Consider the following 21,585-nt stretch of genomic DNA (forward strand, 5'->3'; position numbering starts at 1 on the left):
CCCCTTTCGCAGGCCCGTCCGCCCTCCTGGCGGTCCGCTTGTCGGTGCTGGGTGCTTTCCTGGGGACATGAACATCGATCAGGCGGATCCCGCCGAGTTGGCGGCCCTGCGGGTGGCCTTCGCCGTGGACGACGGCGGGGAGTCGGCGCTCGGCTGGGACGCGGTGCGCGCCTTCGAGGCGGAGCACGGGGTGGTGCTGCCGGAGCCGTACCGCACGTTCGTGGCGGAGGTGTCCGACGGGTCGTTCCAGGGCCCGCCGGAGTACGGCCTCGTGGGACTGGCCGAGTTGCCCTCGGACTGGGGCGACGACGGGGCGCGGCGGGACCTGGCCGAGCCGTTCCCGCTCACACGGCAGTGGCTGTGGGAGGAGGAGGACGCGCCCTACCCGGACCAGGACCCCGAGGCGGTCGTCGAGCAGGTGCTCCACCACGGTTCCGTCGTGCTGGGGACGGACGGGTGCGCCATGAACTGGCATCTCGTCGTCACCGGCCCCCAGCGGGGCCGCATATGGCTGGTGACCGACGTGGGCGCCATGCCGTTCGGCGCGGAGTCCGGCGGCACGACCTGCGCGCCCGGCTTCGCGGGCTGGGTCGCGCACTGGGCGGCCGGCAAGGAGTGGTTCGACGCCGCCTGAGGCCGGTCAGCCGAGCGACTCCACGACCGCCCGTACCGCGTCGACGTCCGTCAGTTCCGCACGGCGCAGGATCAGTTCGCGTCCCAGCAGCAGTGCGCGCCTGGACGCCGGCACCGGGTCCGGCAGGGTCGTCAGGTCGGTCAGGTGGGCGAAGCCGATGATGCGGCGGACGATCTCCGTGCCGGCGTAGCCGACGGCGTCGGTCCACACGCGGCGCAGGAAGCGGTCGAGATACGCGTCGTCGAAGAAGGCGTCGACCCGGGTCGGCCACAGCCGGCGGAACTCCGCCTCGAACGCCGCCCAGGACAGGCCGATCTGGTCGGCGTGGTCGGTCGCGGCGCCCAGAGCTCGCGCCCGCTCCTCGGAGACCAGCACGTTGGCCCAGTAGAGGCCGAGGTCGTAGCCGATGGGGCCGACGAAGGAGAACTCGGGGTCGAAGACCCGCACCACGGGTTCGCCCCGGCGCCTGCCGACCATCACGCTGCCGGTGTGCAGGTCGCCGTGGAGGAGGGCCTGGGCGCTGGTCATGAAGGTGTGGCGCAGGTCGGCGACCTCGGTGCGCAGCCGGGTGTCGGCGCGGAAGGCGGCGGCCAGGTCGTCGAGGCCGGGGTGCCAGTGGTTGTGCTCGTGCTCGACGTACGGCTCGGACAGCACGACGTCTTCGGTGATCTTGCACAGCTCCGGGCTGACGGAGGCCGCGATCAGCGCCTTGCGTTCGGCGGACGGCATACCGAAGTCGCTGGTGGCGAAGGAGAACTGGGCGACGAACTCGCCGATCCTCGCCGATGTGTGCGGGCCGTACGCCGCGCCCTCGTTGAGCAGCGTGCGCAGCACCTCGAGGTCGGACATGTCCTCCATGACGAGGGCGTAGTTCTCGGGGTCGTAGCCGTGGACCACCGGGATCTTGTCGGGGGCGACCTTGGCGACCTGCTCGTAGGCGCGGGCCTCGGCGTCGGCGCGGTCGGGGTTCATCGGCCAGGAGGGACCGGCGACGCGGACCCAGGGCAGGGCCTGCTTGACGGCGAGGCTGCGGGTGCCGTCGGCGGAGGAGGCCAGGAACACCCGGTTCATGTTGCCGTCCGACACCTCTCTGACCCGGATGTCCGCGACGTCGTTCCAGTGGCCCCGCTCGGCCAGGTACGCGGGGATGTCGTCGGTCTCCAGGATGCGGTAGCCCATGGTCGTGAACTCCCTTATGCAGTGCGGCGCTTGGACAGGGTGAAACTGAAGACCAGGGCGAGGATCAGTACCGCGCCCTCGACCACGTCCTGCGTGTAGTACGGCAGGCCCTTGATGGTCAGGCCGGTGGTGATGATGCCGATGAGCACCGCGCCGAGCGCCGTGCCCCAGACGTTCGGCCGGCCGCGGCCCAGCACCGAGGTGCCGACGAGTGCCACCGCCACCGCCTCCAGCAGCTGGGAGGTGCCGGCCGACACGTCGCCCTGGCCGATCCTGGACGCCAGGATGAGCCCGCCCACCGAGGCGAGCACGCCGGAGATGACGTAGGCCAGCGCGCGGTAGGCGCCGACCCGGATGCCGGCCAGCCGGGAGGCCTCCGGGTTGGCTCCGATGGCGTACAGGACGCGGCCCCAGCGGGTGCGGGCGAGGAAGACCCAGGCGGCGATCGTCAGACCGCCGAATATCAGCACGGAGACCGGGATGCCGAGGACCGTGCCGCGGTCGATCTGCAGGAAGCCGTCGGTGAACTTCCCGGGCGCGGTCGACCCGTCGGACCTCGTCATGCCCGGGGTGATCGACTGGCCGTCGACGAGGATCAGCTTGCTGCCCTGGATGACGAACATCGTGCCGAGCGTGGCGAGCATGTCGGGAATCTTCAGCACGACGATCAGCAGGGCGTTGAGGAGGCCGGCGAGCGCGCCCGCCACCAGCACCGCGAGGATCGCGACCGTGCCGACCTGGTTGAAGACCACCATCGTCTGCGCGGCGACGGAGACGCCGAGGCCCGCGACGGCGCCTACGGACATGTCCATTCCGCCGACGGCCATGGTGAGGGTGACGCCGAGACCGAGGATCGCGGCGACGGACACGTACCGCAGGGTGTCGAGCAGGGTGGCCGACTCCCGGAAGGAGCCCTCGCTCAGCGCGAAGTACAGGAACAGCGCGACCGTCACGAAGATGAAGCCGTACTTGATCACGGCGTTCTGGACGCGCACCGCGGTGGAGGTCACCGGCGGGAGGGCCGCCTTGGTGGGGACCTCGGTGCTCTGGGTGGTGGTCATGGAGTGCTTCCTGCGCCTTCGTGGGGGCGGGCCGGCGTCAGACGGACGCCGAGATGGTCTGGATCACGCGGTCGCGTTCCGCGTCTTCGCCGTACGCGTCGAGGTGAATCTCACCGGCCGCGAGGACGACGACCCGGTCGGCCACCTCCAGTACCTCGTCGACGTCGGCGGACAGCACGAGGACGGCCGCGCCGTCGGCGGCGAGGGCACGGGCCCGGCGGCCGATGTCGCGCCGGGCGCCGATGTCCACTCCCCGGAACGGCTCGTCCAGGATGAGGACACGCGGGGTGTGGGCCAGCCAGCGGCCGACGACGACCTTCTGCTGGTTGCCGCCGGACAGCTCCTCGACGGTGCTGTGCTCGTCGCGGGCGACGACTCCGAGGGCCTCGATCGTCTCGCGGCCGAGGGCGTCCTCCTTCGGCCCGTTCAGCAGACCGGCCCGGGAGAAGGACCTCAGGAACGGCAGCGAGACGTTCCGCGCGACCGACCAGCCGGGCACCAGGGCGTCGGCGTGCCGGTCCTCGGGGACGAGGTGGACGCCGGCGCGGATGGCGTCGGAGGGGCGGCGGGGCGCGTAGGCCGTGCCGTCCAGTTCGACGGTGCCGGCGGCGAAGGGCTCCGCGCCGAACAGACCGCGGGCCAGCTCGGTCTTGCCCGCGCCCAGCAGGCCCACGACACCGGTGACCTCCCCGGCTCGCAGGTCGAGGTCGAGGGGGGCCCGGCCGTCGAAGAGGCGGACGCCGCGCAGCGAGAGGGCGACCTCTCCCGCGGTTCCCTCCCTGACGGGCCGGGCCGTCGTCACCTCATGCGTCTGGGCCAGCATCGCGCGCAGGGCCGCGTCCCAGTCGAAGGGCCTGGCCTGGTCCTCGGTGAGGAGACCGTCGCGCAGGACGACCAGCCGGTCGGCGAGCGCGTCGATCTCGCCGAGCCGGTGGGAGACGTACAGCACGGCGATGCCGTCCGCGCGCATCCGTTCGACGAGCGCGAACAGCCGCTGCGCCTCCGCGGCGGAGAGCGCGGAGGTCGGCTCGTCGAGGACGAGCAGCCGGGGGCGGGTCGCCAGCGCACGGGCCAGGATCAGCAACTGCCGGTCGGAGATGCCGAGTTCGCCGACGTCCTGCTTGAGCACCTGCTCGCTCCAGTCCAGGCCGAGGCCGGCCTGGATCTCGCGGGCCCGGGCGAGCGTGCCGCGGCCGCTCAGGAACGGGTTGCCGCGTTTCTGCGCGAGCTCCTCGAAGACCAGGTTCTCGGCGACCGTGAGACCGGGCACGACGCCCTCGCCGATCCGCTGGTGCACCGTCTGGATGCCCAGCTGACGGGCGGCCAGCGGCGAGGCGAGGGTGACCGGCGTGCCGTCGACGCGCACCTCTCCCCCGTGGTCCGTGTGGACGCCCGAGAGGATCTTGATCAGCGTGGACTTGCCGGCGCCGTTCGCGCCGAGCAGCGCGACCACGCTGCCCGGTGCGATGTCCAGCGTCACGGAGGCGAGCACCGTCCTGCCGCCGAACGCCATGCTGACGTCGGTGAGACCGACCGCGGGGACGGTCCGCGCGGGGCCTGGCTCAGTGGGCGACATTCGAGATCCAGTCCGCGGTGGAGACCTGCGACAGGTTCAGCGCGGGCAGCGCCTCCCGCAGCTGGTCCATGTTCGCGATCTTCTTCTCGCGCAGGAAGTCCTGTGTGATGGCGACGGCCGGGAACTCGACGGACGTCTTGTTCAGCTGACCGGCGAGCTCCAGCGCCGTGGTGCGGACGACGGCCGCGCCCACCGCGGACGGGTCGGTGCCCGCCGTGGCGACCCAGGGGCTGTCGGCGGCGGTCATCTGCTGGATGTCGGCGTTGGAGACGTCGGCGCCGAAGACCTTCACCTTGTCCTGGAGCTTCTTGTTCTGCACGGCGAGCACGGCGCCCTTGGCGAGTTCGTCGTAGGGCGCGAAGACGCCGGCCACGTCGGAGTGCTGGGTGAGCGCGGCGGAGACGAGGGGAACGTTGTCGGTGGCCGTCGAGTCGGTGACCTTGCCGACCTTGAACTGCTGCTTCCAGGCCTGGGAGGCGACCGTGGACTTCCACACGGAGTCGCGCTTGTCGAGGGCCGCGTAGCCGGCGACGTTGACGTAACCGACCTTGGCGTTCTTGCCGACCTCCTTGGCCATCACGTCGAGGACGGCCTGGGCCATGCTCGCGTCGTCCTGCTTGGTGGAGACGACGCCCTCGGTGGCGGTCTCGACGTCGTAGACGACGACCTTGATGCCCTTCTTCACCGCCTTGTCGATCTCCGGCTGGATGGTCGCCGGGAAGCCGTGGTCGATGATGATCGCCTTGGCCCCTGAGTTGATCGCCGAGGACAGGTCGGTGGCCTGCTTGGCGTTGTCGGCCTGGGCGTCGTACACGGTCAGATCGATACCGAGCGCCTTGGCCTGGGCCTTCGCGCCGTTGCCCCACTGCTCGAAGTAGTCGCCGGCGCCGCTCTGCCGGACCAGGGCCACCTTGACCGCGCCCGCGCTGAACGGGGCGGGCTTCTCGCCGGTGGCGGCGGACGCCGGGGCGGCGGCGTTGCCGGTGTCCTTCGAGGCGTCCGTGGACTGCGCGCAGCCGGAGAGGACCAGGGCGGAGACGGAGGCCAGCGAGAGCGCGGCGAGAGGCAGACGGACACGGGACATGAGGGGCTCCAGGTGCGCGTGACGCAGAAAGGTGGGGCAGAGGGGTGAGGCGGAAGGGAGGTGAAGCAGGGGTGCGTGAACCCGGAGCGAAGGACGAGAACGAGCCACCGCGCGGGGCGGGGAGCGCCCCGGTGACGGGGGCGCGTCGGAGCTCCGGGAGGGGTCAGCGACAGCTGGCCGTGGTCGACCGGAGCAAGTCCACGTACAGCCGCCGCACGAGCAGCAGCGTCTTCATACGCAGATCATGGGAACGATTTCAGCCACCCGTCAAAGGAATGGACGCCGCATCTCGACATTCGAGACAACGATTACGTCACAGGCGGTGGCGGTACTGTCGGGAGTTACCATCACGGAACCGGCATCCGACCCGGCACAGTGAGGCCCCGATGACGTCATATCGCGCGAACGCGCTGCGCATGCCCCGCATGCGGCGCTGTCCCGGCGCGCCGTGTCGCGGCTGAGTGACTGATCCCGCCGCTCGCCTCTCCCCCCTCTCCGTCCGTCCGAACCGTCTCGGTATCCGGACATCCCTTTCAGAATCCTGGAGTTGCTTCCATGACGCTGCTGACGACCTGGTCCGAGTCCGGCCCGGAGACCCTGGTCCGCCGCACCTCCGACCCCGCCGAGATCGCCGCGGCCCTCCAGCCGCTGGGCGTGCGCTACGAGCAGTGGCCGGTCCGCGCGGACGTTCCGTTCGACGCCGACAGCGAGACGGTGTTCGCGGCCTACGGCCCGGAGATCGAGAAGCTGAACGCGCAGGAGGGCTTCACCACCGTCGACGTCCTCGGCCTGCACCCGAGCGACGACCCGGAGTTCCCGGCGAAGGCGAAGGCGGCCCGCGAGAAGTTCCTCCAGGAGCACACCCACGACGACGACGACGAGGTCCGCTTCTTCGTCTCCGGCTCGGGCATCTTCTACCTCCACGTGAACGGCGAGGTGCACGCGGTCCTCTGCGAGAAGGGCGATCTGCTGGGCGTGCCGCGCGGCACCACCCACTGGTTCGACATGGGCACGAATCCCTCGTTCACGGCGATCCGCTTCTTCCACGAGGAGGACGGCTGGGTCGGCAGCTTCACCGGCTCCACCATCGCCGGCCGCTTCCCGGACTACGACACGATCGCAGCCGGTCACGAGGCCGACCGGACCGCCGCGTGAGCGTGCCGGGGCCGACGTACGACGTGGACGCCGTGGTGCTCGACATCGAGGGCACCACGAGCGCCACGGGCTTCGTGGTGGACGTGCTGTACCCGTACTCGCGCGCCCGCTTCGCCGAACTCCTCACCGAGCGGGCCGAGGAGCCCGCGGTGGCGCGGGCGATCGCGCAGGTGCGGGAGCTGACGGACCGGCCGGACGCCGACGCGGCCACGATCGAGAAGACGCTGAACGCCTGGCTGGACGAGGACCGCAAGGCGACCCCGCTGAAGAGCCTCCAGGGCGTCGTCTGGTCCGAGGGCTTCGCGCGCGGCGACCTCGTCTCGCACTTCTACGACGACGTCGTGCCGCGGCTGCGCGCCTGGCACGCGGCCGGGCTGCGGCTGTACGTCTACTCGTCGGGTTCGGTGTCCGCCCAGCGGGCGTGGTTCGCCCACAGCCCGGCGGGCGACCTCACCTCGCTCCTGTCCGGCCTGTACGACACCGAGAACGCCGGCCCCAAGCAGGATCCGGCGTCGTACCGAAGGATCGCCGGGTCGGCCGAAGTGGCGGCCGACCGGCTGCTGTTCCTCTCCGACCGGTCCGGCGAGCTGGACGCGGCCCGCGAGGCCGGCTGGCACACGGTCGGCGTCCGGCGGCCGGGGGAACCGTATTTCGAGCAGGGCGTCGGCGACCACGCGCAGGCGGGGACGTTCGACGAGATCACCGTGAGCAACTCCAGGAGCACTTCATGACCGCCCACCCCACCGCACCGGACCTGGAAGAGGCGGGGGCGGTCCTCGCCGCCGAGTCCGCCCGCTTCGCCTCCTTCGGCTGGATGCGCGGCACCTCGGGCAACCTGTCGGTGGTGCTCACCCGCGACCCGCTGCGGCTCGCCGTCACCGCGAGCGGTCACGACAAGGGTGAACTGACGCCCGCGGACGTGGTGCTGGTGGACGGGGACGGCGCCGCCGTGCACGAGGGCAAGCCCTCCGCCGAGGCCGAGCTGCACGCGCGCGTGGCCGCGCTGACCGGTGCGGGCGCGGTCGTCCACGTGCACACGGTGGCCTCCGTGGCGCTCGGCCACCGGCACCCGGGCGGGATCGTCTTCAAGGACCTGGAGATGCTCAAGGGCGTCGGCCAGCCCGCGCACGACGTCGAGGTGACGCTGCCGGTCATCGCCAACAGCCAGGACATGAAGGTGCTCGGCGACCGGCTCGAGGCGGCCCGCGAGCCCCGGATGCCCGCGGTGGTCGTGGCCGGACACGGCCTGTACGTGTGGGGCGACACCCCGCGCCAGGCCCGCCACCACACCGAGGTCGTCGAATGGCTCCTGGAACTGGAGCTGACGCGGCGCTGAGCCCGGGGAACAGGCGCTGCCCGCGCGAAGCACGGGACACGCGAAAGGCCACGGTCCCCCGACCGTGGCCTTCGGCGTGTCCGGCACAGCCGGTGCGCTCAGCGCAGCCGGTCCCCGGGCAGCTCCCCCTTGGACACCTCCAGTACGCCCCGCTCGGTCACCAGGCCCGTCACCAGCCGGCCCGGCGTGACGTCGAACGCCGGGTTGTGGCCGCGCGACCCGGCGGGCGCGGTCCGCACCCCGCCCCACTCCAGCACCTCGTCCTCGCCGCGGAGTTCGATGTGGATGGCGGTGCCGTCCGGCGTCGCGAGATCGACCGTGGTGGTGGGCGCCGCGACCAGGAACGGGACGCCCGCGTCGGCGCAGGCGAGGGCGATCCCCACGGTGCCGACCTTGTTGGCGGTGTCGCCGTTGGCCGCGATGCGGTCGGCGCCCACGATCGCCGCGTCGACCTCGCCGCGCAGGATGGTGCCGGCGGCGGCGCCGTCGGCCTGGACGAAGTGCGGTATGCCCTCGTGGACCAGCTCCCAGGCGGTCAGGCGCGACCCCTGGAGCAGCGGGCGGGTCTCGTCGGCGTAGACCACCTCCAGGCGCCCGCGCGCGTGCAGTTCGCGGATCACACCGAGGGCGGTGCCCCAGCCGGCGGTGGCCAGCGCGCCGGTGTTGCAGTGCGTCAGGATCCGCAGCGGGCGGTCGGCGCCGACCCGCTCCAGCAGCCAGTCCGCGCCGAACGCGCCCATCGCACGGTTCGCCTCGACGTCCTCGCGCTGGACCGCGGCAGCCTCCGCCAGGACCGCGTCGAGCCCCTCGTCGAAGCGGCTCATGACCCGGTCCACGCACACCATGAGGTTCACGGCGGTCGGACGGGCCTCGCGGACACGGGCGACGGCCTCGCGCACCTCGTCGTCCGTCCAGCCCTCGCGCTCACCCTGCAGCAGCGCGATCGCGACGCCGTAGGCACCCGCCGCGCCGATCGCGGGGGCGCCGCGCACGACCAGTCGCCGGATCGCGTCGACCAGGGTGTCCACATCGTGGACATCGACGGTCGCGGTGCGATGCGGGAGAGCGGTCTGGTCGATCAACGCGAGGCCGGTTCCGGTCCACTCGACGGCGCGCAGTTCCTGGGACATAACGGGACGCTCCTGATGTTCCATTGGTGTTCGACACCGTACATGACCTCGCAAAACCTTTGAGGAGCGGTGAGCGAACCACAGTTCGAGACGGCCCGGCGGGTGTCCGGAAACGAGTGTTAGAGTCCAGCACCTGCATCCGCAGGGCGATACCAGCATCCCGCAGTACGAGACGAAGGGGGAAAGAATGCCGCTGCTCACCAGGCGCCGCTTCCTCGACTTCGGCCGCTGCGCCGGCGACGGCTGTCGCGGCTGAGTCCGTCCCCTCGGCCCTCCCCCGCGGTCCTCGCCGCACCGAGCACCGTCGCTCACCTCACCCCGCCGTACGCGCGCACCCCAGCATCGTGATGCGCCTCTCGGCATACCCGGAAGGTTCCCCGATGCCCCGCAGACACCGCCGCTCCGTGCAGCTCGCCGCCCTCGCCACCGGCACCGTGCTCCTCGCCACCGCCTGCAACGCCGCCGCGAAGAAGGACGACTCGGCCACGGGCGCGAGCGGCGCCGGCGGCACGTCCTTCACGCTCGTCACCCCCGACGCCGTCGGCCAGAACGAGTTCCTCAAGCTCGCGGTGACCGGCATCGAGGCCGCGGCGAAGCAGCACGAGGGCACCCAGAAGGTGTACGAGTCCACCGACACCGCCACCCAGCAGCAGAACGTGCAGGCCGCGGTGGACGCCAAGCCGGACGTCATCGTCCTCGTCGGCTTCGAGTTCGCCGACATCGTCGCCCAGCAGGCCGCGAAGAACCCGGGCCAGCAGTTCCTGATCATCGACGCGTGCACCACCAAGACCCTCAAGAACGTCAGCTGCGCGGTCTTCCGTGAGCACGAGGGCGTCTACCTCGCCGGCGCCGAGGCGGGCCTGCTGAGCGAGTCCGGCAAGGTCGGCGCGGTCGACGTGCTCGACACCCCCCAGTTCCGCCGCTACAGCGACCCCTTCGCGGCCGGCGCCAAGAAGGTCGCCGCCACGACGGAGACGTCGACCCGCTTCGTCGGCGGCCAGTCCCCCTTCGACGACTCGGCCCGCGCCAAGGAGCAGGCGAACACCCTGCTCGCCAAGGGCTACGACCAGATCATGGCGGCCGCGGCGGCCGGCAACTACGGCGTGTTCGAGGCGGCCAAGGCCAAGGGCGCGTTCGCGTACGGCGTCGACGTCAACCAGTGCGCCTCCGCCCCCGGCACGGTCGTGGACAACGTGATCAAGCGCACGGACATCGCCGTCGAGAAGGGCATCGAGTCGGTCCTCGGCGGCACGACCGGAACCACCGTCTCGTACGGCCTCAAGGAGGGCGGCATCAGCCTGACCGGCCTGGAGGACGGCGTGGACACGTCGAAGTGCGTGATCGCCGACCACAAGGACGTCCTGACGAAGGTCGAGGCGCTGCGCGACCAGATCGTCTCCGGAGAGCTGAAGGTCGATGACCCCGCCGCCTCCTGAGAACTTCGCCGTCGAGCTCCGGGGAATCACCAAGCGGTTCCCCGGCACGCTCGCCAACGACGCCGTCGACCTGACCGTCCGTCACGGCGAGATCCACGCCCTGATGGGCGAGAACGGCGCGGGCAAGTCCACGCTGATGTCGGTCCTGTACGGCATGGAGCGCGCCGACTCCGGGTCAGTCCGGATCGACGGGCGGGAGGTGCGCTTCGCGAGCCCCTCCGACGCCATGGCCGCAGGCCTCGGCATGGTCCACCAGAGCTTCAAGCTGTTCGACTCGCTGACGGTCGCCGAAAACGTCGTCTACGCCGCCGAGCCGCGTCGCTTCGGCCTCGTGAACCGCGCCGCGGCCCGTCGCCGGGTGCGCGAACTCGCCGAGGAGCACGGGCTGGCCGTCGACCCCGACGCGCGCGTGGGCGACCTGCCGGTCGGCCTGCGTCAGCGCGTGGAGATCCTCAAGCTGCTGCACCGGGGCGCCCGGACGCTCATCCTCGACGAGCCGACCGCCGTGCTCACCCCGGCCGAGGCGGACGCCCTGTTCGGCGTGCTCAAGTCGCTGACGGCGCAGGGCCGTACGGTCGTCCTCGTCACCCACAAACTGCGCGAGGTGCTGGAGGGCAGCGACCGGGTGACCGTGCTGCGGGACGGCCGGGTCGCCGCCCGGCTGGTCACCGCCGACACGACGGCCGACGCGATCGCCGCCGCGATGACCGGCCGCGCGGTGGAACTGGACCGCGTCCACGCACCGGGAACGCCCGGTGGGGCGGTGCTGCGGGTAACCGGTTTCAGCACGGATTCCGTCCACGATGTGGACCTCACCGTCCACGCCGGGGAGATCGTCGGGATCGCGGGCGTCGCCGGGAACGGCCAGAGCGAGCTGGTCGAGGCGCTGGCCGGACTGCGTCGGGCCACCGCCGGGCAGGTCACGCTCCAGGGCGACGACATCACGCACGCCTCTGCCACCGAGCGACGCGTGAAGGGACTCGCCTACGTCCCCGAGGACCGGCACGCCGTCGGTACGGCCCCCGCCGCCTCCGTCGCGGACAACCTGGCGATGGGCCACCACCGCACCACCCTCTCCACCCGCGGCCTGCTGCCGCCGGCCGCCGTCCGGGCGCACGCCCTGCGGCTCGTCGAGCGCTTCGGCATCAAGGCGGCGACCACCGAGGTGCCCGCGTCCGCCCTGTCCGGCGGCAACCTGCAGAAACTGCTCATCGGCCGCGAACTCGCCCATGAGGCGCCGCTGTTGCTGGTCGAGCAGCCGACCCGTGGCGTCGACATCGGCGCCATCCAGAACATCCACGACCAGCTGATCGCCTACCGCGACGCCGGTCACGCCGTCCTCCTCGTCTCGGCCGAGCTGAGCGAGATCCGCGGGCTCGCGGACCGTGTGCTCGTCATGTACGAGGGCCGGGTCGCGGCCGCGTACGCCAAGGACGGGGCGGACGAGCGGACGCTGGGCCTCGCGATGGCCGGCGCCCCCGTGGAGACCACCGGGACGGATCCACTGACATGACACGCATATCCGGAGCCCTGCGCTCCCCCCTCACCTTCTCCGTCCTCGCGGGTCTCGTCATCGGCGCCCTGTTCCTGCTCGGCACCGGCGCGGACCCGGTCACGGCGTACCGGGCGGTGGTGACCGGCGCGCTCGGCGCCGACGGCATCGGCTCGACCCTGACCACCGGCACCAGCGTGCTCGGTCTCGCCCTCGCGCTGGCGATCCCGCTGCGGGCCGGGCTGATCAACCTCGGCGGCGACGGCCAGCTGGTGCTCGGCGGGATCACCGCCGCCGTGACCGGTCTCCACTCGCCGCTGCCCGCCCCCCTCACCGTCGTCCTTGCCCTGCTGGCCGGTATGGCGGCGGGCGCCGGATACGCCGTCCTGGCCGCCCTGTGCGAGAACCACTTCGGGGTCCCGCTGCTGGTCAGCAGTCTGCTGCTCAGCTACCCGGCGGTGTCGCTCGCCTCCTACCTGGCGCGCTACCCGCTCAAGGAGCCGGGCTCCAGCCTGCCCCAGACCCGGGCGCTGCCGGACGGCGTGGCGCTGCCCGCGTTCGGCGACTCCACGGTCACCCTCGGGCTCGTCCTCGTCGTGATCGCCGCGGCCGCTTACTGGTTCACCGACCGGCGCACCGCCGTCGGCTACGAGATCCGCATGACGGGCCTCAACCCCCGCTTCTCGGCGTACGCGGGCGTGGAACGCCGGAGCCTGACACTGAAGTTGATGGCGCTCTCCGGGGGCCTCGCCGGGCTCGTGGGCGCCATCGGGGTGCTGAGCTTCCCCTACCGCTTCGTGGACGGCTCGCTCACCGCCCCCGGCTACACCTGGACCGGCCTCACGGCGGCCCTGCTCGCCGCCGCGGCTCCGCTCGGCACGGTGGTCGCCGCGTTCTTCTTCGCCGTCCTCCAGGTCGGCGGACTGGCGATGGAGCGCACCACCGAGGTGCCGCGCGAACTGACCCAGGTGCTCCAGGCCATAGTGATCGTGTTCCTCGCGGCCCGGCTGCGCTTCCCCGGCCGCTGGTTCGCCCTCACCCGCCGCAGGCGAGGAAGCGAGGCGGTGTGATGTTCCTCGACTCCGATCTCCTCATGTCGGCGCTGCGCGCGCTCACCCCGATCCTGCTGGCGGCCCTCGGCGGCGCCCTGTGCGAGCGCGCCGGCGTCTTCAACATCGGCCTCGAGGGCATGATGCTGATGGGCTGCTTCACCTCCGTCGCGACCAGCTGGTTCACCGGCAGCCCCTGGCTGGGCGTCCTGGCCGCGGCCCTCGCGGCGGCCGCCTACTCGCTGGTCCTGGCCGTGGGCGCGGTCACCCTGCGCGGGGACGCGGTGGTCCTCGGCATCGCCATGAACCTCCTGGCCGTCGGCCTGACCAGCTTCCTGCTGCGCACGGTCTTCGGCGTGCAGGGCACCTTCGACGATCCGTCCCTCGCCGGTCTGCCGCTGATCGGCGGCTTCACCCCGCTCGCGTACCTGTCCTGGGCGGCGGTCGCGGTCGCCGCCCTGCTGCTGTCACGGCATGTGTGGGGGCTCCGGCTGCGCGGCGTCGGCGAGGCGCCCGACGCGGCCGCCACCCTCGGGGTGAGTCCGGCGAAGTACCAGTACGGCGCGATCCTGCTGTCGGGAGTGCTGTGCGGACTCGCGGGCGCCCAGCTCGCCCTCGGCAACGTCACGTTGTTCACGGAGAACATGACGGCGGGCCGTGGTTGGATCGCTGTCGTGGCCGTGATGCTGGGCCGCGCCGCGCCCCTGGGAGTGCTGCTCGCCGCGCTGCTGTTCGGGCTCGCCGAAGCGGCCGGGTTCCGCCTTCAGGGGCTCGGCCTGCCGCAGCAGGCGACCGACGCCGCGCCCTACGTCGTCACACTCGGCGCCCTGTTCCTCACGACGGCCCGCCGCCGTCGCCGCCCCCGTACCACCGGAGCCGTCCAATGACGCAGGACCTGCTGCCCGTCACCCGCATCCCGCGCACCGGTCTGCCGGCGCACGCCGTGGTCGTCGGCGACCCGGCCCGCGCCGCGGCCGTCGCCACGCTGCTCGACGGCGCCGAGGAGGTCTCGTACCACCGCGAGTACCGGGTGTTCAGCGGAAGCTGGAAGGGCCTGCCGGTCGTCGTCGCCTCGCACGGGGTGGGCGCGCCGGGCGCGATCCTGCTGTTCCAGGAACTGGCGGACGCCGGCGTGCGCACCTTCCTGCGGTTCGGTACGGCGGGTGCGATGAGGCCGGGCATAGGGGACGGCGACCTGGTCGTCGCGGAGGCGGCCGTCCGCGACGACGGCGTCACCCACCAGCTGCTGCCTCCGGAGTACCCGGCGGTGTCCTCGCCCGAGGCGGTCCTCGCCCTCCAGCAGGCGGCCCGTGGGGCCGGCGCCCCGTACCACCGGGGCGTCGTGTGGACCCGGGCGGCCTTCCAGCCGGGCCTGCTCCCGCTCTTCTCGTACGCCGGCGCCGGGCTCGCCGCCATCGAGATGGAGCTGTCCGCGCTGCTGGTCACGGCCTCGCTGCGCGGTCTGGTCGCGGGCGGCGTGCTGGTGATCGACGGCGCGAACGCCGACGAACTGGTCGACGAGCAGGCCACGGGCGGCTACGACCCGCACCGCGCGGTCGTGGCCGCCGGGGTGGAACGGGGAGCGGTGGTCTCCCTGGAGGCCCTGCGGCTGCTCGCCGAGGCGGAAGGGGAGCAGGCGTGAGCATCGACCTGCTGGTGCACGGCGGCGACGTCCTGACGGTGGACGACGCCGCAACCGTCGTCCCGGACGGGGCGGTCGCGGTCCACGCGGGCGCGATCCTCGCCGTGGGACCGGCCGACGAGCTGCGCGAGCGCTACACCGCCGCCGAGGAGATCGACGCGGCCGGCTGCCTCGTGCTCCCCGGGCTGATCAACACGCACACCCACCTCGCGATGACCCTGCTGCGCGGTCGGGCCGACGACGTCACCCTCCAGGGTTTCCTGGAGCGGGTCCTGAAGTGGGAGGCGGAGCTGCTGGCGCCGGAGAACGTGGCGGCGGCGGTGCGACTGGCGGTCGCGGAGAGCCTGCGGGCCGGGGTGACCTCGGCGCTGGACATGTACTGGTTCCACGAGGCGGCCGAGCGGGCGGCCCACGAGACGGGCTGGCGGCTGCACACCGGCCCCACCTTCATGGACGTGCCCGGGCCGCCGGACGGCATCGCGTACGAGGAGCGGCTGGGGTGGGCGCGGCGCGACCTCGAGGCACGCGGGCCCGCCGAACCCGGCCGCCGTCCGGTCGTCTTCGCGCACTCCGCGTACACCCTCTCCCCGGGGCAGCTCACCGAAGTCTTCGCGCTGGCCCGGGAGTTCGGGGCGCTGGTGCACATCCACGCGGCCGAGAACGCCACCGAGGTCGCCACCGTCGAGGTGCGGCACGGGAAGCGGCCGGTGGAGCTGCTGGACTCCCTCGGGCTGCTCGGCCCCGATGTGCTGCTCGCGCACGCCGTCGACCTCACCGGGCCGGAGATCGCGGCGCTGGCCCGCACGGGCACGGCCGTCGCCCACTGCCCGGTGTCCAACCTGAAGCTGGGCTGCGGGATCGCGCCCGTGCCGCGCCTGCTGAGCGCGGGCGTGACGGTGGGCCTGGGCACGGACGGCGCCGTCAGTTCCAACTCGCTGGACGTGCTGGGCGCGGTGCGGCAGGCGGCGCTGGTGCACAAGGCGGCGGGCGACCCGACGGCGGTCGGCGCCGAGCAGGCCGTGCGCATGGCGACGATCGAGGGCGCCCGGGCGCTCGGCCTCGGCGAGCAGCTCGGCTCGCTGGAGGCGGGCAAGCGGGCCGACCTGATCGTCCTCGACCTGGACGCGCCGCATCTGCGTCCGCGCCACGACCCGTGGTCGACGCTGGCGTACGCGGCGCACCCGTCGGACGTGCGGGACACCGTCGTCGACGGGCGGGTGCTGATGCGCGACCGCCGGCTGACCACGCTCGACGAGCGGGCGGTGATCGCCGCTCTGGAGGCACTGCTCTGATCTGGCCCCATAATGACGCTGAGACATCCGATGTCTGGATCCGACACCTGGGTCCGATGGCTGGATCGATGTCTGGGCGACGAACCGCAGGGAGGCCGGTCATGGCAGTCACCGACGAGGCGATCGAGAAGATCAAGGGCATGATCGTCTCGGGTGCGCTGCGGCCCGGGGACCGGCTGCCCAAGGAGAGCGAGCTGGCCGCCGATCTCGGCCTGTCCCGCAACTCCCTGCGGGAGGCGGTGCGCGCCCTGTCGCTGATCCGGATCCTGGACGTGCGACAGGGCGACGGGACCTACGTCACCAGTCTCGATCCGCAACTGCTCCTCGAAGCACTGAGTTTCGTCGTCGACTTCCACCGCGACGACACGGTGCTGGAGTTCCTGGCCGTGCGCCGCATCCTGGAGCCGGCCGCCACCGCGATGGCGGCCCTGCGCGTCAGCGAGCAGCAACTGGACGCGCTGGAGGCCCAGCTGGACAGGCTCGGGGCCGACCCCTCGGTGGAGGAACTGGTCGCCGGGGACCTGGAGTTCCACCGGGGCATCGTGCAGAGCGCCGGCAACTCGGTGCTCTGCTCGCTGCTCGACGGACTGTCCGGGCCCACCACCCGGGCCCGCATCTGGCGCGGCCTGACACAGGAGGACGCGGTCGTCGGCACGCTGCGCGAGCACCGGGCGATCCTGGCCGCCCTGCGCGACCGGGACGCGGAAGCGGCACGGTCGTGGGCGACCGTGCACATCGCGAGCGTGGAGCAGTGGCTGCGCTCGACACTGTGAGCCCGCGGCGCGCGCCCGCCCTGTGCGCCACCTGTGAGCCGATGCCGTGAGCGGGTTCCCGCAGGGGGTGTTCGGGGGTGGCGAACGGGGCAGTGATCCGTTCACTCCCCCGTGCAAGGGGGCTGCGAGCGCCCGCGCGGAACGCCGTAAGGTTGGGTGGTCAAGCGAGGGCACGTCGGAAGGAGGCGCTGGGTGATCGAGCTCGAGGGGGTTCCCGAGCTGATCGACCCGGTCATGGTGGCCGCGTTCGAGGGCTGGAACGATGCCGGCGACGCCGCCTCCACCGCGGTCGGACACCTGGAGCGGGAGTGGAAGGGCGAGGTGTTCGCGGCGCTGGACGCCGAGGACTACTACGACTTCCAGGTGAACCGTCCCACGGTGTGGTTGGACGCCGGCGTGCGCAAGATCACGTGGCCGACGACAAGGTTGTCGGTGGTCCGGGTGGGCGGCGACAAGCCACGCGACCTGGTCCTCGTGCGCGGCATCGAACCGTCCATGCGCTGGCGCTCGTTCTGCAACGAGCTGCTGGGATTCGCGCACGAGTTGGGCGTCGAGCTGGTGGTCATCCTGGGCGCCCTGCTCGGTGACACGCCGCACACGCGTCCGGTGCCGATCAGCGGGACCACGTCCGACGCGGACCTGGCGCAGCGGATGAACCTGGAGGAGACCAAGTACGAGGGCCCCACGGGCATCGTCGGCGTCCTCCAGGAGGCGTGCACGCACGCGGGGGTGCCCGCGGTGAGCCTCTGGGCGGCCGTGCCGCACTACGTCTCGCAGCCGCCGAACCCGAAGGCGACGCTGGCCCTCCTCAACCGCCTGGAGGACCTGATCGACGTACGCATCCCCCTCGGCGAGCTGCCCGAGGACGCGCGTGCCTGGCAGGTGGGCGTGGACCAGCTGGCCGCCGAGGACACCGAGGTCGCCGAGTACGTGCAGACGCTGGAGGAGGCGCGGGACACCGCGGAGCTGCCGGAGGCGTCGGGCGAGGCGATCGCCCGGGAGTTCGAGCGCTATCTGCGGCGCCGGGACGGCGGCGGCCCGCCGGACCCCGGGGAGCGGACCCGTCCCCCGAAGCCGCCGAAACCGAGCGGCGACGCCCCCGACGACGGCGATTCCTCGGAGGAATAGAGCGGCGGCCGGTCAGAGGACCGGGAGGGGCGGTGCGCTTCGGCGCACCGCCCCTCGTCGTACCCGGTGTACGGGCGCCTTCGGCTACAGCGCCACGCCCAGCAGCGCGTCCACGGCCCGCGAGACGACACCCGGGGCGCCCATGTCCGTACCGCCGTGTTCCTGCTGGAGCGCCGCCCAGCGGTCGACGGCGGCGAGTGCGGCCGGGGCGTCGAGGTCGTTGCCGAGCGCCTCGCGGATCTCCTCGACGAGCGCCTCGGCGGGCGGCCCGTCGGGCCGGGAGACGGCTGCCCGCCAGCGCCCGAGCCGGGCTTCGGCGTCGAGGAGGACCTGGTCGGTCCACTCCCAGTCGGCCCGGTAGTGGTGGGCGAGGAGGGTGAGCCGGATGGCGGCGGGGTCGACGCCGTCCTGGCGCAGCTTCGAGACGAAGACGAGGTTGCCCCGGGACTTGGACATCTTCTCGCCGTCCAGGGCGACCATGCCGGCGTGCACGTACGCCTGGGCCATGGGGAACTCGCCGGTCAGCACCTGGGCGTGGGAGGCGCCCATCTCATGGTGCGGGAAGGCGAGGTCGGAGCCGCCGCCCTGCACGTCGAAGCCCATCCCGAGGTGGTCCAGGGCGATGGCCACGCACTCGATGTGCCAGCCGGGCCGGCCTCGGCCGAGCGAGCCGCCGTCCCAGCTGGGCTCGCCCTCGCGGGCCGCCATCCAGAGCATCGGGTCGAGCGGGTTCTTCTTGCCGGGGCGGTCGGGGTCGCCGCCGCGCTCCGCGGAGAGCAGCCGCATGGCGGCCGCGTCCAGGCCCGAGACCCTGCCGAAGTCGGGATCGGACTCGACGGAGAAGTAGGTGTCGCCGTCCAGCTCGTAGGCGGCGCCGGCGTCCCGCAGCCGCTCGACGAGCGGGACGATGCCGGGTATCGCCTCGACGGCGCCTATGTAGTGCCGCGGCGGCAGCATCCGCAGGGCCGTCATGTCCTCGCGGAAGAGCGCCGTCTCCTTCTCGGCGAGGGCGACCCAGTCGACGCCGTCGCGTTCGGCCCGCTCCAGCAGCGGGTCGTCGACGTCGGTGACGTTCTGGACGTAGTGAACCTGCCGCTTGGTGTCGAGCCACACGCGCTGAACGAGGTCGAACGCGTTGTAGGTCGCCGCGTGACCGATGTGGGTCGCGTCGTACGGCGTGATGCCGCAGACGTAGATACGGGCGACGGGACCGGGGTCGAGGGAGACCAAGCCGCCGGTCGCGGTGTCGTGGATCCTCAGGTCGCGGCCCTGACCAGGCAGGGCGGGGACCTCGGAAGCGGGCCAGGCATGCATGTCATGAGCCTAACCGGACGGAAGTTGCGTATACGAACCGGAGCAGGCCAGATGGCCGGGAAGGCCCTCTTGTGTGATTCCGTCCGGCATGCGTGCCGTCCTGGGCGGAGCGGTCAGACCGGGGGCCAGGGGATGGCCGGCCAGTCGCCGCTCGGCTCCGGGTGCTTCCCGGCCGCCAGCAGCGCGTCGGCTCGCGCGCGGGTGGCGTCGACCTCGGCGGCGGTGAGGAGCGCGGCCAGGGTGACCGCCAGTCCCCCGCCGGGCTCCAGGGCGCCTCTGAGGCCCTTGAGCACGTCGACGGCCTCACCGGTCAGCGGCTCCCCCGCCCAGCCCCACAGGAGCGTGCGCAGCTTGTTCTCGGCGTTGAAGGTGACCCCGTGGTCGATGCCGTACAGCCGGCCGTCGGCGGTGGGCAGCAGGTGGCCGCCCTTGCGGTCGGCGTTGTTGATCACCGCGTCGAGGACGGCGAGCCGGCGCAGCCGTTCGTCGTCGGCGTGCACCAGCAGCGCGGTCCGGCCCTCGCCGACCTCCGCGAAGCCGATCGCCCGCCAGCCCGGCTCGGGCTCCTCCCCGTCCACCAGGGCCAGCAGCTCGGCCTCGGGCGCCGTCTCGATCCACAGCTGGCACATGCCCTCGCCGTACGGTCCCTCCCGCAGCACGGTGGGCGGCACGAGGCCCCAGCCGGTCGCCTCGGAGACCTCGTAGGCGGCGACCTCGCGCTGGGCGAGGGTGCCGTCGGGGAAGTCCCACAGCGGCCGTTCCCCGGCGACGGGCTTGTAGACGCAGGCGGCCTCGCGGCCCTCGTACGCGACGGTGCAGTACAGGGCCGCGTTCGAGGCGTCGCGGATGCGCCCGCGGACGGTGAGCTCGCCGCGCGCGAGGAGCTCGGCGGCGGCCGGGTCGGTGGTCGTCACGCCCCTCGGCGGTATCCGTTCTGGCGCGGACATACGTGTCCTTCCGGATCGAGCGGCAGGCTGCACAGCGGGCACGGCGGCCGGCCCGCGTTGACGACGTCGAGGGCGCGCTTGGCGAAGGCCCTCGCCTGCGCGCCGGTGAGCCGGACCCGCAGCATCGGGGGCCCGTTCTCCTCGTCCTGGAGGAGCTTCTCCTCGGCCTCGGCGAGGTCCTCCTCGGAGTCCGCGTCGAGCTCCACGAGGGCCTGCGCCTCGACGATCATGCGCTGTTCCTCGCCGTCCCAGGCGAGGGCCATGGTGCCGACCCGGAACTCCTCCTCGATCGGCGTGTCGAGGGGGGCCGTGTCGGTGTTCTCGGAGGGCGACATCGCGGGTACGGGGGCACTGCCGCCGGTCCGGCGTACGACCTCGTCCAGCAGTTCGTCCATGCGCTCGGCGAGCGCGGCGACCTGCGTCTTCTCCAGAGCCACGCTGGTCACCCGGGAGCCGGAGGTGGCCTGCAGGAAGAAGGTACGGCGCCCGGGCAGCCCGACCGTACCGGCCACGAAGCGGTCCGGGGGGTCGTAGAGGAACACCTGACGGGACACGTCCTGTCTCCATGGGAATCGTGGGTCATCGTGGGCCGGGGAACGAGTGGGGGAACGTCCCTGCGGGTACGCGCGCGTTTGCGGACCGCTTCACCCTACTGCGGCCGACGATCACGGTGCGCCCGCACCGCCCCCGACCGTCGCGTCCCCGGCCGGCGGCTCCTCGCGCGGGGCCAGCGACGCGAAGTCGCCGGTGTCGCCGAGGCGCACGAGAAAGGGGCGCAGCCGGGTGTAACGGATCGCGGTGACGGAACACGGTTCCACAGAGATCCGCTGGAAGAGGTCGAGATGAAGCCCGAGGGCGTCCGCCACGAGCGACTTGATGATGTCGCCGTGCGAGCACATGAGATAGACGGCGTCGGCGCCGTGGTCGCGCTCCACGCGCGCGTTCCACTCCCGTACCGCCTCGGCGGCGCGGGTCTGCATGGCCCGCATGGACTCGCCGCCGGGGAAGGCGGCGGCGGAGGGGTGCGCCTGCACGACCTCCATCAGCGGCTCGTCCATCAGTTCGGCGAGTTTGCGTCCGGACCAGTCGCCGTAGTCGCACTCCCCGATCCGCTCGTCGGTGTGGACGCGCAGCCCGGGGCGGGCGTCGAGGAGCGGCCTGACGGTCTCCTGGCAGCGCTGGAGGGGGCTCGCGACGACTTCGGCGATCGGCAGCGCGTCGAGCCGCCCGGGCAGGGCGGCGGCCTGCGCGGCTCCCCGCTCGTCGAGGGCGACGCCGGGCGTCCGGCCGGCGAGCAGTCCGGAGGTGTTGGCGGTGGACCGGCCGTGCCGGACGAGGATCAACGTGGGCATGCGGC

21 protein-coding genes are annotated in these 21,585 nt (G+C 72.4%); 12 read left to right on the forward strand and 9 right to left on the reverse strand.

The features are described from left to right. The first annotated feature begins 67 nt into the window (after nt 1-67). Entirely contained in the window at nt 68-634 is a 567-nt protein-coding gene (locus QF030_RS10470) for an SMI1/KNR4 family protein (RefSeq protein WP_307162373.1), read from the forward strand. 6 nt (nt 635-640) lie between these two features. Here the strand turns inward: QF030_RS10470 and mtnK are convergent, their stop codons facing one another. From mtnK to QF030_RS10490, 4 genes are read right to left on the reverse strand one after another with little or no spacing between them, the layout of a single operon-like run. Continuing rightward, nucleotides 641-1,813 (reverse strand): S-methyl-5-thioribose kinase, encoded by a 1,173-nt coding sequence (gene mtnK / locus QF030_RS10475; RefSeq protein WP_307162374.1) that lies wholly within the window; start codon nt 1,811-1,813, stop codon nt 641-643. Nucleotides 1,814-1,827: 14 nt separating this feature from the next. Further along, on the reverse strand, nt 1,828-2,874 hold the full coding sequence (locus tag QF030_RS10480) for an ABC transporter permease (protein WP_307162375.1): 1,047 nt from the start codon (nt 2,872-2,874) through the stop codon (nt 1,828-1,830). Nucleotides 2,875-2,911: 37 nt separating this feature from the next. Beyond that, nucleotides 2,912-4,450, reverse strand: coding sequence for a sugar ABC transporter ATP-binding protein (locus QF030_RS10485; protein WP_307162376.1), 1,539 nt, complete (start codon nt 4,448-4,450; stop codon nt 2,912-2,914). Continuing rightward, nucleotides 4,437-5,534, reverse strand: coding sequence for a substrate-binding domain-containing protein (locus tag QF030_RS10490; RefSeq protein ID WP_307162377.1), 1,098 nt, complete (start codon nt 5,532-5,534; stop codon nt 4,437-4,439). Before QF030_RS10490 ends, QF030_RS10485 begins: the two co-directional genes overlap by 14 nt. A gap of 555 nt (nt 5,535-6,089) precedes the next feature. On the opposite strand from QF030_RS10490, the gene QF030_RS10495 reads away from it, so the two are divergent. From QF030_RS10495 to mtnB, 3 genes are read left to right on the forward strand one after another with little or no spacing between them, the layout of a single operon-like run. After that, a complete protein-coding gene (locus QF030_RS10495) occupies nt 6,090-6,689 on the forward strand; it encodes a 1,2-dihydroxy-3-keto-5-methylthiopentene dioxygenase (protein ID WP_307162378.1) in 600 nt (199 codons plus the stop codon). Next, complete coding sequence (mtnC, locus tag QF030_RS10500) at nt 6,686-7,420, forward strand: acireductone synthase (protein WP_307162379.1); 735 nt, start codon at nt 6,686-6,688, stop codon at nt 7,418-7,420. Before QF030_RS10495 ends, mtnC begins: the two co-directional genes overlap by 4 nt. Further along, entirely contained in the window at nt 7,417-8,025 is a 609-nt protein-coding gene (gene mtnB, locus QF030_RS10505) for a methylthioribulose 1-phosphate dehydratase (protein ID WP_307162380.1), read from the forward strand. The genes mtnC and mtnB overlap by 4 nt, the downstream gene beginning before the upstream one ends. Nucleotides 8,026-8,123: 98 nt before the next feature. Here the strand turns inward: mtnB and mtnA are convergent, their stop codons facing one another. Then, a complete protein-coding gene (mtnA, locus tag QF030_RS10510) occupies nt 8,124-9,155 on the reverse strand; it encodes an S-methyl-5-thioribose-1-phosphate isomerase (RefSeq protein WP_307162381.1) in 1,032 nt (343 codons plus the stop codon). A 380-nt stretch (nt 9,156-9,535) separates the two neighbouring features. On the opposite strand from mtnA, the gene QF030_RS10515 reads away from it, so the two are divergent. The 8 genes from QF030_RS10515 to QF030_RS10550 all read left to right on the forward strand — a co-directional run bounded on the left by QF030_RS10515 (nt 9,536) and on the right by QF030_RS10550 (nt 17,967). Continuing rightward, the gene (locus QF030_RS10515) at nt 9,536-10,591 is read left to right on the forward strand and encodes a BMP family ABC transporter substrate-binding protein (protein WP_307162382.1); all 1,056 of its coding nucleotides are present in this window, start codon (nt 9,536-9,538) and stop codon (nt 10,589-10,591) included. Further along, nucleotides 10,572-12,104: an ABC transporter ATP-binding protein gene (locus tag QF030_RS10520; RefSeq protein ID WP_307162383.1), complete on the forward strand. Its 1,533-nt coding sequence runs from the start codon at nt 10,572-10,574 to the stop codon at nt 12,102-12,104. Before QF030_RS10515 ends, QF030_RS10520 begins: the two co-directional genes overlap by 20 nt. Further along, nucleotides 12,101-13,153 carry an ABC transporter permease gene (locus QF030_RS10525; RefSeq protein WP_307162384.1) on the forward strand — a complete coding sequence of 351 codons (1,053 nt, stop codon included), beginning with the start codon at nt 12,101-12,103 and terminating at the stop codon, nt 13,151-13,153. Before QF030_RS10520 ends, QF030_RS10525 begins: the two co-directional genes overlap by 4 nt. Then, nucleotides 13,153-14,019 (forward strand): ABC transporter permease, encoded by an 867-nt coding sequence (locus tag QF030_RS10530; RefSeq protein WP_078890338.1) that lies wholly within the window; start codon nt 13,153-13,155, stop codon nt 14,017-14,019. Before QF030_RS10525 ends, QF030_RS10530 begins: the two co-directional genes overlap by 1 nt. Further along, nucleotides 14,016-14,774 carry a nucleoside phosphorylase gene (locus QF030_RS10535; protein WP_307162385.1) on the forward strand — a complete coding sequence of 253 codons (759 nt, stop codon included), beginning with the start codon at nt 14,016-14,018 and terminating at the stop codon, nt 14,772-14,774. The genes QF030_RS10530 and QF030_RS10535 overlap by 4 nt, the downstream gene beginning before the upstream one ends. Beyond that, complete coding sequence (locus QF030_RS10540) at nt 14,771-16,066, forward strand: amidohydrolase (protein WP_307162386.1); 1,296 nt, start codon at nt 14,771-14,773, stop codon at nt 16,064-16,066. Before QF030_RS10535 ends, QF030_RS10540 begins: the two co-directional genes overlap by 4 nt. Nucleotides 16,067-16,167: 101 nt before the next feature. Further along, nucleotides 16,168-16,839 (forward strand): FadR/GntR family transcriptional regulator, encoded by a 672-nt coding sequence (locus QF030_RS10545; protein ID WP_307162387.1) that lies wholly within the window; start codon nt 16,168-16,170, stop codon nt 16,837-16,839. Nucleotides 16,840-17,031: 192 nt separating this feature from the next. Beyond that, nucleotides 17,032-17,967, forward strand: coding sequence for a PAC2 family protein (locus tag QF030_RS10550; RefSeq protein WP_307162388.1), 936 nt, complete (start codon nt 17,032-17,034; stop codon nt 17,965-17,967). Nucleotides 17,968-18,051: 84 nt separating this feature from the next. Here the strand turns inward: QF030_RS10550 and mshC are convergent, their stop codons facing one another. From mshC to QF030_RS10570, 4 genes are all read right to left on the reverse strand, one after another. Beyond that, nucleotides 18,052-19,281, reverse strand: coding sequence for a cysteine--1-D-myo-inosityl 2-amino-2-deoxy-alpha-D-glucopyranoside ligase (mshC, locus tag QF030_RS10555; protein WP_307162389.1), 1,230 nt, complete (start codon nt 19,279-19,281; stop codon nt 18,052-18,054). 113 nt (nt 19,282-19,394) lie between these two features. Continuing rightward, entirely contained in the window at nt 19,395-20,228 is an 834-nt protein-coding gene (locus QF030_RS10560) for an SCO1664 family protein (RefSeq protein WP_307162390.1), read from the reverse strand. Then, on the reverse strand, nt 20,192-20,782 hold the full coding sequence (locus tag QF030_RS10565) for a DUF3090 domain-containing protein (RefSeq protein ID WP_307162391.1): 591 nt from the start codon (nt 20,780-20,782) through the stop codon (nt 20,192-20,194). The genes QF030_RS10560 and QF030_RS10565 overlap by 37 nt, the downstream gene beginning before the upstream one ends. Nucleotides 20,783-20,893: 111 nt before the next feature. Then, nucleotides 20,894-21,580: a histidine phosphatase family protein gene (locus tag QF030_RS10570; RefSeq protein WP_307162392.1), complete on the reverse strand. Its 687-nt coding sequence runs from the start codon at nt 21,578-21,580 to the stop codon at nt 20,894-20,896. Nucleotides 21,581-21,585: the final 5 nt, after the last annotated feature.

The sequence above is a fragment of the Streptomyces rishiriensis genome (assembly GCF_030815485.1).
Taxonomy (GTDB): domain Bacteria; phylum Actinomycetota; class Actinomycetes; order Streptomycetales; family Streptomycetaceae; genus Streptomyces; species Streptomyces rishiriensis_A.